Source organism: Sporomusa sp. GT1 (assembly GCF_014634905.1).
Lineage (GTDB): Bacteria > Bacillota > Negativicutes > Sporomusales > Sporomusaceae > Sporomusa > Sporomusa sphaeroides.
The window spans coordinates 58,400-71,381 of record NZ_BMBX01000003.1 but is presented as its reverse complement, the minus strand read 5'-3'; the positions used below and the strand labels follow the sequence as shown (position 1 = coordinate 71,381).

The 12,982-nt window shown below is 43.5% G+C and carries 12 protein-coding genes; 2 read left to right on the top strand and 10 right to left on the bottom strand.

Going from position 1 to position 12,982, the window contains the following annotated elements; translation table 11 throughout:
* Positions 1-20: 20 nt before the first annotated feature.
* The 7 genes from GT1_RS05900 to GT1_RS05870 all read right to left on the bottom strand — a co-directional run bounded on the left by GT1_RS05900 (position 21) and on the right by GT1_RS05870 (position 6,414).
* Entirely contained in the window at positions 21-218 is a 198-nt protein-coding gene (locus GT1_RS05900) for a YwbE family protein (protein WP_075755811.1), read from the bottom strand.
* A gap of 17 nt (positions 219-235) precedes the next feature.
* On the bottom strand, positions 236-487 hold the full coding sequence (locus tag GT1_RS05895; RefSeq protein ID WP_188397970.1) for a GIY-YIG nuclease family protein: 252 nt from the start codon (positions 485-487) through the stop codon (positions 236-238).
* Between the two features lie 21 nt (positions 488-508).
* The gene (locus tag GT1_RS05890; RefSeq protein WP_188397969.1) at positions 509-1,051 is read right to left on the bottom strand and encodes a GDYXXLXY domain-containing protein; all 543 of its coding nucleotides are present in this window, start codon (positions 1,049-1,051) and stop codon (positions 509-511) included.
* The gene (locus tag GT1_RS05885) at positions 1,041-2,351 is read right to left on the bottom strand and encodes a DUF2157 domain-containing protein (RefSeq protein ID WP_188397968.1); all 1,311 of its coding nucleotides are present in this window, start codon (positions 2,349-2,351) and stop codon (positions 1,041-1,043) included. Before GT1_RS05885 ends, GT1_RS05890 begins: the two co-directional genes overlap by 11 nt.
* 23 nt (positions 2,352-2,374) lie before the next feature.
* Positions 2,375-4,534, bottom strand: a complete 2,160-nt coding sequence (gene recQ / locus GT1_RS05880) for a DNA helicase RecQ (protein WP_188397967.1) — start codon at positions 4,532-4,534, stop codon at positions 2,375-2,377.
* 23 nt (positions 4,535-4,557) lie between these two features.
* Positions 4,558-5,046 carry a prolyl-tRNA synthetase associated domain-containing protein gene (locus GT1_RS05875; protein ID WP_188397966.1) on the bottom strand — a complete coding sequence of 163 codons (489 nt, stop codon included), beginning with the start codon at positions 5,044-5,046 and terminating at the stop codon, positions 4,558-4,560.
* A gap of 288 nt (positions 5,047-5,334) precedes the next feature.
* Positions 5,335-6,414: a hypothetical protein gene (locus GT1_RS05870; RefSeq protein ID WP_188397965.1), complete on the bottom strand. Its 1,080-nt coding sequence runs from the start codon at positions 6,412-6,414 to the stop codon at positions 5,335-5,337.
* A 409-nt stretch (positions 6,415-6,823) separates the two neighbouring features.
* Between GT1_RS05870 and GT1_RS05865 the strand changes: the two genes are divergently transcribed.
* A complete protein-coding gene (locus GT1_RS05865; RefSeq protein ID WP_188397964.1) occupies positions 6,824-8,437 on the top strand; it encodes a thiamine pyrophosphate-binding protein in 1,614 nt (537 codons plus the stop codon).
* A gap of 117 nt (positions 8,438-8,554) precedes the next feature.
* Here GT1_RS05865 and GT1_RS05860 read toward each other — a convergent pair whose 3' ends face one another.
* Complete coding sequence (locus GT1_RS05860; protein WP_188397963.1) at positions 8,555-9,172, bottom strand: LysE/ArgO family amino acid transporter; 618 nt, start codon at positions 9,170-9,172, stop codon at positions 8,555-8,557.
* 131 nt (positions 9,173-9,303) lie between these two features.
* Between GT1_RS05860 and GT1_RS05855 the strand changes: the two genes are divergently transcribed.
* Positions 9,304-10,761 (top strand): PLP-dependent aminotransferase family protein, encoded by a 1,458-nt coding sequence (locus tag GT1_RS05855; RefSeq protein ID WP_188397962.1) that lies wholly within the window; start codon positions 9,304-9,306, stop codon positions 10,759-10,761.
* A gap of 213 nt (positions 10,762-10,974) precedes the next feature.
* Here GT1_RS05855 and GT1_RS05850 read toward each other — a convergent pair whose 3' ends face one another.
* Together GT1_RS05850 and GT1_RS05845 are read right to left on the bottom strand one after the other, a co-directional pair.
* Complete coding sequence (locus GT1_RS05850; RefSeq protein ID WP_188397961.1) at positions 10,975-11,877, bottom strand: LPP20 family lipoprotein; 903 nt, start codon at positions 11,875-11,877, stop codon at positions 10,975-10,977.
* Between the two features lie 148 nt (positions 11,878-12,025).
* Positions 12,026-12,931: a CsgG/HfaB family protein gene (locus GT1_RS05845; RefSeq protein ID WP_188397960.1), complete on the bottom strand. Its 906-nt coding sequence runs from the start codon at positions 12,929-12,931 to the stop codon at positions 12,026-12,028.
* Positions 12,932-12,982 lie beyond the last annotated feature (51 nt).

The window sequence follows — 12,982 nt, the reverse complement described above, 5'->3', positions numbered from 1 at the left end:
TATGGGCTTAGCTCATTTTTCTAACCGATAACTTCCTGTACCCTGCCGACAGTTCCGTCTGTCAGCCGGACTTTGATCCCGCGATGATGCACAGGGCTGCTTGTAAGAATATCTTTTACTATCCCTTCAGTCAACTGCCCTGTGCGCTGATGCGGCTTTTGTACTATTTTCACTTTTGCACCGGGGATTATGTGTTTCCGTTGTGTTCCGTCCATCAAATGCTCCTTTATTCTTTTTAGCTCACCGTAAAGCCGGCAATTAGCTGTTCTTTGTCTTTGCGATCAAGCTGCTTTATCGCATATTCACGCTTTCTCGCCTGACTCTCATCAGGCTGGAGCTCATAATAGACCAGCGTGACAGGCAGACGACTACGGGTATAACGGGCACCCCTGCCGCGATTGTGTGCTGTCACTCTGGTTTCAAGATTGGTTGTCCAGCCGGTATACAAGCTACCGTCAGCACACTTAACAATATACGTATATGGCATCAATAACATCCCTTACAGCGGTTACGGCTGCCGCAAAAATTCAACCAGTGTCTTATCACCAATATACAGTTCTTCAATAACACCATAACCGTCTTTAATCCGGACGGCGGCAACCCCTGATTTGCCGGCACTATCCCGATAGGCGGCTTCGGCTGCCGGCGCCAGGTATTCATTCATATAGTAGCGTGTAAACGGCAAAACCACATAAGCCATGCCCTCCCCGCTGCGATAAATCTTAGCGGTTACATAAGCGCCCTGCTCCGGACGTTTGGCAGTAACGGCGCTGATGAATGCCTGGCCTGCGGCATTTTCTTCAATAATGGCATATGCTTTTTTACCGGATCTCACTTCCTCGTCCACAACAGGAGCTGTGGTTTCCTCAAAGCGCAGCGCAACATACCGTCCCTTAAAGGCATCATATGGGTCAACAGGTGCTGTTTGCCAGTAAAACCTTTGGCCTGTCGCCAGAATATTTTCCCACCGCCAGGCCATATACAGAGGCATAGCGGCTTGCAGCACGGCGACGACGATAAATACACCAAACAGCAGTTTCTTATTTTTCATGTTGCCCCCCTGCCTTGCGACGTACTATAACCACATTGGCCACAAGAAAACCGATGCCTGCCAGAACAAACAGCACGCCGCGAACAATAAAGCTTACATCCATATCAAAGAAGCGGGCAATAATCAACGCCGCCATCATGAACATACCCAGATTGAGCTTAGCAAGATTATACTCTCTCACCCCGGCGGCAATCACACTAATACTCAGGCCCAGCATATACGCATTCAAAATGAGGGTTGCACCAATACCGCTGCCGTCAAAATACTGAACAAGATAGCCCGCGCCAATGACACAGGGTATCAGGGCAAATTGCCGGACTCCCGGATTATTTCGCACCCGCAGCATACCGCCAATGACCAGTGCCAACAGCACCGCCGCAAACAGATACAGGACTCCGGAACCCGCGTCCCTGCTTACCTGCAAATGACTCCAGATATCATGAAAAGTCAGCAAAAAAGTTAAAAAGATACTTCCTGCCAAACCTACCGGCCGGAACGGCATCCACCCCTCCCGGCCGCTGAACCATAGTACACCACCAAGATAGGTTAAGGCAAATAAACAACTGTAGATAAGCATGCCCAAATTAGCCAAGTTCTGGGAGAAGGCCGCTGCAAAACAAAAATAAAAGCAGATGGTCAACACCCAGGACAAAATAACGGTGGCATTGGCATAACGGTTGTTTTGGAGCAAATTCCGGTAATAGGGCAGCACTAACCCGAATAACACCCAGATCCATTGGTTGCTTATGTCAGCATAACCACCGGCAGCCCAGACTGTCACCCCGATGGTATATAGTACTGCTACACTCACAGAATTCATGAGATACATAAGCGGCAACGATAAAAGCATCCAGGTACGCAAAAAAGCATCGGCATTTTCTGCCAGATGATAGGTCTGGCCCACCAAAGCTATCGCCGCGCCCACCATGAGCATAAGTAAAGTGGCCGTAGTCTCCCGCCATACCGGGCTGTCTGCCTTAAACCACAACACACTTCCGGCTGCGGTTTGAGCGACTACCAGCAGGCCAACGGAAATCATCAGCCGGTTTAGTTTAGTGAGCTGCTCCCAGTTATGGGCCAAAATTAAAATAATGCCCAGGCCAACCAACAGTGCGCCAATAACACCAAATACCAGCAGAAAGGTTCTTGTTCCGGTAGTAGCCGCCACAGATCCGTAATGCTTTTTTAGCCGTTCCGCGCTTTCCGCCGAAATAATCCCTTTGTCCACAAGTTCCGGCAATTGGTCATACAGCCAGGCTATTGCTTTTTTATCCATACGCAGTTCTCCATTACATTTCATATATATTAAATTTGCCGCTTTGATTAATGGTCTGCTGTACCAAAGTGCTTGCACAAAACAGCCTTAATAGCCGCATAGCTCACAGCATCAGGCAAAGCGTCCTTCAGTGGTTTTAACTGTTTGCCGCCGATTTCTTTTATCCTGGCAATAATTAATTCTTCATACTGCCCGGGAATAAGCCGGTCCCAGTCAACAGCATGACCTTCCTGAGCACAGCGCACCAAATGGTTTTGCACGGTGTTCATTGTCAACTCTCTGGCTTTGGCAATAGCGTCCAAGTCATTACCCTCCCGGTACATCGCCAGAGTTATTACATGACTGGGCTCGGTATCGGCTTTGCTGTTCTTTTTACTTGCTGCCGGTTTAACTGCTTCGGCAGCGGCAACCGCCTCGGTATTGCTTGCGGCAATTGCGTTTTCCGCCATATATTGAGTGATAACCTGCAAGAATTCCCTGCCATATTTGTGCAGCTTCAGTTCGCCAACACCTTTTATCTGGCGCATGGCAGCAAGGTCTGCCGGGCGATGCTGACTCATCTCCCGTAGGGTAGTGTCGGCAAACACGACAAATGGCGGCACACCTTCCTGTTCGGAAATACTTTTACGGCATTTGCGCAACAGTTCAAACAAAGCATCATCAGCTACAGGCTGACGCTCGGTAAATACCTTTTGCCAAACCTGGGCCTGATTTTTCAGCACCGGTACGGCACTGGGCTCAAGCTTTACTACCGGATATTCACTTTCGGTCAAACGCAAATAGCCTGTGGCTACCAGACGCTGAACCAGTGTTTTAATATCCGGGATTGTGCGCTGCGCCATTAGCCCATAGGTCGGCAGCCGGTCCAAACCCAGCTGTTGGACTTTTTTATTTTTCGAGCCTTTCAGCACATCGGCAATAACGGCAATGCCAAAGCGTTCCTTCAGTCGATAAACACAAGAAAACACTTTCTGCGCATCAACGGTAATATCCACCTGCTCGCCGTCAGCCATACAATTGCCGCAATGGCCACAGCCCGGCCCTGCCGCAAATTCACCAAAGTAGTTTAAGATATAGTGCCGCAGGCAATCAGGCGTATGGCAATAATCCACCATTTCCTGCAGCTTTTTCAGCTCGTGCTGCTTGCGTTCCGGCTGCTCGACAGACTTATCAATCAAAAACCGCTGCAATAACGGGTCCTGCGGCCCAAACAGCAGGATGCATTCACCAGGCTCGCCATCCCGTCCGCTGCGTCCGGCTTCCTGATAATAAGACTCCATATTTTTTGGCATATTGTAGTGCACTACATAGCGCACATTGGATTTGTCAATTCCCATACCAAAGGCATTGGTTGCCACCATAACGCGGACGTCATCATAGAGAAACTGCTCCTGCTGACTCATGCGTTCTTCATCGCCTAATCCGGCATGGTACCGTCCGGCTGCATACCCTTTTTTCCTAAGCAATTCATAGAGGCTGTCAACTTCTTTCCGGGTGGCAGCATAAATAATGCCAGACTGATTGGCATTTGCCTTAAGGTATTGCAAAACAAACTGCTGCTTATTTTCACCGCGTAATACGGAAAAAGACAGGTTAGGTCTATCAAAACCGGTTATATACACTTGCGGCCACTTAAGTGCCAGTAGGTTTTCAATATCCTTCTTAACCTCAGGTGTTGCAGTGGCGGTAAATGCGCCAATTACCGGGCGGTTAGTCAGACCGGCAATAAAAGAGCTGACAGCCCGGTAGCTTGGACGGAAATCATGCCCCCATTGTGAAACACAGTGGGCCTCATCCACTGCCAGCATGCTGATATTGAGTTCGCCGACCACTGCCTGAAACCAGTCGGCAGTTAACCGTTCCGGCGCCACATATACCAGCTTGTACCGGCCGGCACGCATATTCTGCAGCCTTCTGCCAGCCTCGGAGCCTGTCAGCGAACTATTAATAAAAGTAGCCGGTATGCCCTGTGCGGTTAATGCGTCCACCTGATCTTTCATTAATGAGATCAGCGGTGAAACTACGACTGTAACCCCAGGCAAGAGCATCGCCGGAACTTGAAAGCATAACGACTTTCCCGCGCCGGTCGGCATAATGGCTACCGTATCTTTGCCACCAAGCAAACTGGCAATGATTTTTTCTTGTCCTGGCCGGAATTCATCATAGCCGTAGTATTTTTTTAATATTTCCCGAGCTTTTGTCAGCATTATTTTTATCTCCAGTTTTAAAATTAATCAAAGTCACACATAATAACGGCATTTCCATGAGCCTGTATCAGTTTTTTAATATCCTCAAAAGCAATAAAAATTGTCGCCGTATTTTCCATGGGATGGATGCCTATTCGTTGATTCTCCAGGCGTTTATCAAATACTACGATAACATTTCTCTGAGCATTATTCAAAACCCCCAGCGGAGTTACATGCCCTCTTTCCTGCAGCAGCAATTCTTTAAGCGATTGCTCGCTGGCCAAACGCAGCTTGCGGCTTGGTATCCTTTCGCTCAGGCTTTTTAGATTGACGGTCTTGGACCCAGGCACGGTAACTAAATAATAGCTTTTCTTCTTATCATCGCACATAAAAAGGTTTTTTACAATCTGCTCTTTATGTGGAATAGTTAGAGCATCCAGTTCCTCAATAGTATAAACAGCAGGATGCTCGTAGGCTTCATATGTAAACTGATATTTATCTAAAAGAGCATATATGCTTTTTTTGTCTAACATTTTGGACCCCATCCTCGTATGCTGTTTAACTGTATTCCCTGTTGCTTTAATTATACAAAATTCCTGCCCAAATGCAAAATTCAGGCAGGAATTCCACTCATTGAATATGTCTTTTTATTTTGTACTTTATATAAAGACAAACTCCTGCTAAATGCATATGGACCGGCAGGAGTTCTTTATGTTTTGCACCACTACCAGTGATGCGGAATCGCACTTTATGTTGTATCCGTCAAACTGGTAAAATGCCTTGATATTTCCCCTCCAGTTTGTTTAATTTGTCGTAACATCTCATTCTGTTTGCTTTAAATTAGGTAAGTTGAACTCAAGTTGTAATTTATTCATTAAAAATTCAATACCTTCTTGCCGTTTCTTTTTGCCCACCGTATCAAAGACGATATTTGAAAGGTACTTATTAGCTTCAGCATCGACTACAAAAATGTCTTCCTTCAATCGGTAATTAGAATTATCTTTCTCTGCGCCGACATTACTTATGATAATTGCCGTTACTGGATTAGCGTTAAGCATTTTTCCATACGCTACAAGGCTTTCTTTTCTTAAAATAAAGGTTCGTTGCTTTGCGCTGTCGGTTTCAACCCTGCTAATTAGATTCAAAAACTCAGGAGTTTTGGGTTTATCATCAATATAGATTGGAACATCACTCACCTGAAATTTTGTTGAAACTGCCTTTCTCACCATTTCTACCAGCTCAGGTTTTTTAAGAATAACATCAGGTAAGAAGACGATCACTGCAGGTTTTTTATCTTCCGATTGATTGGTGACATTATCACTCTGCTTAGTAAAAGGAGGCGACCAATTAAATTCAGCCGCTAATTTTTTTATGAGTAATTTGGCTCCATCTGACGAAAAAGCATTATTACCTTCTTTGTAATAGTTCATATATGTCAAATATTTTAATGTGTTGACATCAATTACTGAAACACTTCCTTTAGTGTCAACCCGAACTCCCGACCAAAAATTCCAGTAGAGATTGCAGGGTGAAACTGTTATGAGCATTACATAGTCGGACTTTATGGCCCGTCCATATTTGGCTAACTCACCAATATTAATTGAAATTATATCTTTTTCGTTTGAGGGGTCTGTCTTAATCTTTTCAACAAACTCTAAAAACTCTGTAGATTTTGATTGATCATCTCCGTAGATAGCAATGCTATTCGCATACTTGAATTTTTCTTTGAGTACCTCCCTCATCTGAGTGACAGCTTTGCCATCCGCAATAATTTTCTTATCCATGAAAACAACTACGGATAGTGAGGGCTGGGCGGATGAGTTACTTGAATCATTAAGGTTGGCCCAAGCTGTTGGAGTAATACCAAGTAACAATAACAATATTGCAAGCAGCTTTTTCATACAAGCATCTCCTTTCCTAATTAAATTAATTAAATTATTATAACTCTTATATTTTCCTTATAAGGTTAATTTTTCCTGCTGTTTTATTTAGTTTTGCCTTGGTTTCTTAGATATTACTCATTCATTCGGAACATAAAGGGGAGAGCAGATTGTGCAAAAACTAATTTTCCTAGAAGGAAGCAAAGGGACGTAAAATCCGCTTCGCACAACATTGATTATGCTTCTTGCTTGGAGACCAGTGCCTGCTAATCACGGCAACAAAATATATACCCATGTGCTTCCCGTTCAAAAAGTTCTGCTTCTGTTCCAAAGGATTCAAAGAGCAAATAGAGAATTGATACTGAGTAAATAGCAAGATATGTGATCTTCATATGAGCAAGCATAGAAAACAACGATTAAGGAGACTTATATGCCAACATTAGCTGAACAATTAATCAAATCATTTCATGCACTGGGAGTAAGGTATGTGTTTGGCATTCCTGGCGGTCCATCAATACCTTACCTGGATGCAATGCGAAGCAATGGTATCGAATTTATTTTAGTGGCAAATGAGCAGAGTGCTGCAATTATGGCGGACGTTTTTGGACGTTTGACAGGTATACCCGGCGTTTGCCATGCTACTTTTGGACCAGGCGCCACAAATTTGTCGACCGGCATCGGTGGCGCCCTGTTAGACCGTTCACCCGTCATTGCCCTCACTACTGAGGTAAAAGATGCTGATGTGGGTAGAAGAGTTCAAATGAATATTGATCATCAAGCGCTCTACCAACCTATAACAAAGCGGACTTTTAGGATGACAAAAGACAACTTTACAGCCACTGTCACAGCCGCCTTTCGGATAGCAACTTCCGGAGTTCCTGGGCCTGTTCATATTGGATTGCCTGCCGATATAGACGGAGAAATGCTAGATTCCGGTACTTTGATTCATAACTACGAAAAACTGCCCTTCTCCACGCCGGATTCTGCCTTATTCAGACAGATGGCCACCCTGCTAATGGAGGCAAAAAAGCCTGTATTGGCAATAGGACTGACAGCTGTACGCTTGGGGCTTCACAAATTACTACAGGAATTTGTTGATAACAATAATATCCCCGTGGTTTTAACACCGATGGCAAAGGGGGTTATCCCAGAGGACCATCCCTGCTACGCCGGAGTTCTTTTCCATGCAAAGAGCGATATGGTCGCATCAATATACAGGAAAGCCGATTTAGTCATTGGCATTGGGTATGACTCAATAGAATTTAACTACGAGTCCTGGATGCCAAATGTACCCTTAGTCCATATTGACGTAGAGCCAGTCGATATTACTCCTGACTACCATAATATCTATGAAATAATCGGCAATATTTCAGACACTTTGTCTTTTTTAAATTCACTAAAACTACCAGAATATCATTGGGATTTTGGTCAAATTCAAGAAAATAAAGCCCAGTTGTTCCAAGCACTAGTTCCTGTCTGCAGTAATTTTAGCCCATCAGATATTATAACAACGCTCCATGAAATAGTGCCTCAGGATACAATCTTGACGAGTGACGTGGGCGCACATCTCCATCTATTAGGGCAATTATGGAAGACTGGCGAACCAAACCGTTTCCTTATAACAAATGGATGGTCGGCCATGGGATTCGGGATACCCGCCGCCATTGGCGCTAAATTATGCAAGCCATCAAGTACCGTTATCTGTGTAACCGGCGATGGTGGGTTTCTTATGAATTGCGGAGAACTCCTGACCGCACGCAGACTTGGATTACATATTGTAGTGGTTGTCCTTTGCGATAGAAGCTTGAGTCTGATTGACGTTAAGCAGAAGCGGCAGAATATGCCTCAATATGGTACAGATTTATACGAGGGTGAGTATTTTGGTTCAGATAGCTTCCTCGGAGTTCCTGTTTTAAAAGCTCAAGATCAGGAGGAAATGCGAACCTCCTTACAAAAAGGATTATCCATGTCCGGGCCAGTAATTATTGAAGCTCTCGTTGACGGGTCAGTGTATGAGCAGTTAGTTGCAAAGGATTATAAATAAAGAACTCTAAAAATAAAGGCCTTAACCCTGACTTCTCATGGGTTAAGGCTTTTTTTCACCGTTACTAATGCTATGGTTCTCCGTATAGGGCTAAACAGCTACTTAGATAAGCATGATTTAAACCAACAATTTACTACTATAAGCCATATATATAGCCGATAGCCACATGAAAACTGCCGAAACCTTATTTATGACTCCAAATATTTGCGTAAATCCGTTTTGCCTCCCTACTCTCCATCCCAGAACTGCTAAAAGTAAGAACCAACACCAAGATATCAGAATACAAGCCATTGTAAACAATACTTTTTCATTTCCACTATAATTAATGGAACTTGTCCCAATCACACCAATGGTATCCAAGACAGCATGAGGATTAAACAGGGAAACAGTGACTGCAAAAAGGATTTGTTGTTTGACGGTAAAAATTTTTTCCTCTTTATCACAACTATTTACTAACGTATTATTCCAGGTAAGCCACCCCATATAGGATAAAAAAACAACTCCTACTCCAAGGAAAAATACCTTAACCCAAGCAAAACTAGCTATAAATAAGGAAACTCCTTGAACTGCCAGTAAAATCAAAATAGTGTCACACATAGCTGCCGTAACAACAACAGGCAACGCTCTCAAGAATGTTGGCTGAGTCACTCCTTGGGTAAAAACAAATATGTTTTGTACTCCCAATGGCAGTATCAGCCCCATTGCTAGAACTATTCCATGAACAAATGCTTGCATCAGATTCTCTCCCTGTTAATGTTTTTCTACAGTATAATAAAACATCCCTGGAATGTCTTCAGCCAATTGGATTGTTATCATACCATCCAATTTGTTATAATGAGAAAAACATTCAAGAAAGGGAGAATAAAGTGTTATCAATTGATTGGGCACCTAATCCCAAAGATTCTCTGCCCCTCTATCAACAAATTTCAGAATATATGAAAAATAAAATAGCCACTGGTGAGTGGCCTATTAATAGTAAATTGCCTCCGCAACGTACTCTTGCCCGTATTTTCCAAGTAAATAGAAGTACATTAGCAATTGCCTTAGATGAATTAATAGCAGACGGGTTACTCGAAAGCAAGCTGGGAAGCGGTACATGGGTGGCCAATAATACTTGGTCCCTACTCGCATCAACCCCGCCTAACAATTGGACTTCTTATCTTGACAGAGGAATACATCTCCCAAACCTTCATACCATCCAGGAAATCAACCATTTAGAATTTAATCCCAAGGTCATTCGCCTAAGCACGGGAGAACTTTCGCCAGAAATCTTCCCGAAAACTATGATGGATTCAATCCTAAGGAAATTACCTGATCGTATTCACGCCCTAGGCTACGAAGAACCAAGAGGATTACTGTTTCTCCGTGAGCAGATCAGTATTTATTTATCCTCCTTCGGTATCAATGCCTCTCCATCATCGATTATGATTGTATCTGGCGCACTGCAAGCTTTGCAACTGATCTGCTCCAGCCTATTACCAAAAGAATCTACAATCTTACTTGAAAGACCCTCCTACCTTTTTTCCCTCAAATTATTTCAATCCATGAATATGGACCTTTGCGGAATTCCCCTTGATGAAGATGGTATGAACATGGAGTCCATCTCTTTTCATAAAAAACATAAAAATGTAAATTTACTATATACTATCCCCTGTTTTCACAATCCAACAGGAATCACAATGACAAAAGAACGCCGTAAAAACATTATTAGCATATGTCAGAAAGAGCAGTTACCTATTATTGAAGATGATGTCTATCGAGAACTCTGGTTCGATACACCACCGCCCATACCACTAAAGGCCCTCGAAAAAGAAGGGCTTGTACTCTACCTGGGCAGTCTATCAAAATCATTAAGTCCTGGCTTACGCATTGGCTGGATCGTAGGACCAGAACCAGTCATAGAAAGACTAGCGGACATTAAAATGCAAACTGACTACGGTTCTAGCTCCTTATCCCAATGGGCTGCCGCAGAATGGTTGACTAGCGGTCTCTACCAAACACATCTAGAAGAAGTTCGAGCACAGCTACGAATTCGCCGCAAAGTAGCTTGCAATGCCTTAGAAGCCCATTTTTCCGATATTGCCACTTGGCAAATTCCTAAAGGAGGCTTTTACATTTGGCTCATATTAAATCAGGCCGTCTCTATGCAAAAACTATTTAAAGAGGCTTTAAATAATGGTCTTTTGATTCATCCTGGAAACATATACGATACGCTATCAAACCGACATCTCCGTCTATCTTATTCTTATGCCTCATTACCTGAAATGGAGAACGGGTTATTCCGTCTTTCCACGCTCATCAAAACCCTAATAAGGCAATCATAGGTGTTAATGTTTTTAGAAGAAGCAAAGAGACGTAAAATTCGCTTCGCAAAAATACTTGATTATACTTCTAGCTGGGAACTAGTGCCTGCTATCATGGAAGCAAAATGTACGTCCCTACGCTTCCGTCCCTACGCTTCGAAGTTCAATGCAGATATTATATCAATTCTTTCAGCGAAAACAACATCCCTGTCCCCGCATTTCTAGTTGAACAATTTATTGTCGCACACAAACCCTCGCTTGCATCAAAAAGTTATCCTGCATATTAGCAGCTAATATTTTATCAGCATCAGCTTGACTGATAATGATATTGACATTGTGGTCGCGCATTTCAAGTGCTTTTACTGTTATTGGCTTAGTACCGGCACGAGATTGCCCAAGTTCGAGCGTTCTTAAATCTTCTGGTGTACACATATAGTCAATCATGCCTTGCGATATTACATATTGGGGGATAATATTTTCATGACCGTAAATTTTGCGGCCAGTATCATCAAAGACCACGGGAGACATCGCCCGCGTCAAAGGCAGTCCGGTTACGTCAATCACTAAACCGGTATAGCCGGAGCTGACAGTCAGGGGAAGTTCTGCCGGTTTGTAGGCAGGAGATGGGCTTAGTAACAGATCCGGGGTAGTTGAATTTACAGGATTGGTAATAGCTTCTGCGACACTGCCATGTCCGAATAGATTAATACGCATAATTATTTGATAGGTGCCGTCAGCAAATTGCTGCTCATGAACAATTTTAGCTCCTTTAACGATACCACTGACTTTAGTTTTAATAGTATCATCAACAATTGCAAAGTTTTGCACAGTAGTTTCAGCGGTAACCTGAACACCATGAATGGCTTCTAAGAGATTGCGCTGTGCATCTACAACGGCTGCCCTTTTAGCCATAGCTCTGGCTTGGGCAGGGTAATCGGCTTCATAGGATGGGACACCTGTGCCGACACCCTCAACCACACCTTGCTTCCAATTCAAAGCGCCATATTCGCCAATTTGATCAATTGCAGTTACCGACACATTTACATTCGTATTTACCAACGCCGCACCTGCCAGTGATGGTACAGCAGTGAACAGTATCGCACTAATGGTGAAAGCGACACAATATTTTTTAAACATGTAAGTTTCCTCCCTTGTATGATTGAGCATCCTCGAAAGCTCCAAACCTGCATGATTACCGGGTTTTATGACGAAATATTCTTAATTCCCCTCGGTGGAGGGGTGCCCGTAGGGCGGGGTGGTGTCGGGTTGGTGGCCTGAATACCTTTTAAAAGTCATGTTTTCCCGACCAGCCCAAGCCTAAAAAGCCGCTGGGTTTTTTTCTTAATTGCCTGGTTACAGTATCACCTACTTTAACATACTGCTGCAGCTGTGGGTCTTTGTCGCTATCCTTATCTTTTCGTTTGGCCACGCAAATAGTATCAAAAACTTCAACAACTTCCAGTTCGGCAATATTTTTTTGGATGACAATTAATTGACCGGTTACCGGATGTTGTATCGCCTCACCTGCACCAGTGACCACCAATTTATCACGCTTAGCCATATTGTGCTTAGTACCTAAGTCAATAGTATATTTGTCTCCTTCCACTTTAATCACATAGCCTTGTATGGGAATAAAGTGGTATATTTCTCTAACTAGGTTGTAAGCAGCCTCTGAGACCGCACCACTGATGCTTTTATCGGAGGAACTGCCTGATGTTTGCCCTGACCAAACAATTTGTCCATTTTTTACATCCACTAATTTTATGGTTAGGTTGGCAGAGGTGTTGTATTTAGTGTCAACCCATCTTTTTTCTTTACGCGTTTGCTTTGTTTTTTTGTCATATTTATCGTAATAGTAATAATGTCCCGGCTCTTCTTTTACAATTCCATCTACCGTACCCATCACTAAGTAATCCAACCCCAGTATACCGCCTAACTTGGTTACTGTTGCCTCATCCAAAAAGCCCTTTGCCCCCATTGCTTGTTCTTCAAATACACGCGATAATTCACTGCGTTCAACAATAGTACATGATTTGAGCTTTATCAAGTCCGCAGTAAGCATATCGGCGGCCATGGCACCAAGGTTATGGAACGAGCTATTATTGTTGAGAGTAAGCACTCCCATCTTTTTGGTGGTATTTGCAACTGCCAACGCTGCATTTGAAGATACAACAATAATAATACAAACCAATACCATGCCCCATATACCCTTGCGCATCATATAAAATCCCCCCCTTTTGGT

Excerpts from the sequence above, each read along its gene's own strand:
- GT1_RS05875 (WP_188397966.1), bottom strand. The coding sequence starts at position 5,046 with ATGTTAGACAAAAAAAGCATATATGCTCTTTTAGATAAATATCAGTTT.
- GT1_RS05885 (WP_188397968.1), bottom strand. The coding sequence starts at position 2,351 with ATGAAATGTAATGGAGAACTGCGTATGGATAAAAAAGCAATAGCCTGG.
- GT1_RS05865 (WP_188397964.1), top strand. The coding sequence starts at position 6,824 with ATGCCAACATTAGCTGAACAATTAATCAAATCATTTCATGCACTGGGA.
- GT1_RS05890 (WP_188397969.1), bottom strand. The coding sequence starts at position 1,051 with ATGAAAAATAAGAAACTGCTGTTTGGTGTATTTATCGTCGTCGCCGTG.
- recQ (WP_188397967.1), bottom strand. The coding sequence starts at position 4,534 with ATGCTGACAAAAGCTCGGGAAATATTAAAAAAATACTACGGCTATGAT.
- GT1_RS05895 (WP_188397970.1), bottom strand. The coding sequence starts at position 487 with ATGCCATATACGTATATTGTTAAGTGTGCTGACGGTAGCTTGTATACC.
- GT1_RS05850 (WP_188397961.1), bottom strand. The coding sequence starts at position 11,877 with ATGTTTAAAAAATATTGTGTCGCTTTCACCATTAGTGCGATACTGTTC.
- GT1_RS05870 (WP_188397965.1), bottom strand. The coding sequence starts at position 6,414 with ATGAAAAAGCTGCTTGCAATATTGTTATTGTTACTTGGTATTACTCCA.
- GT1_RS05860 (WP_188397963.1), bottom strand. The coding sequence starts at position 9,172 with ATGCAAGCATTTGTTCATGGAATAGTTCTAGCAATGGGGCTGATACTG.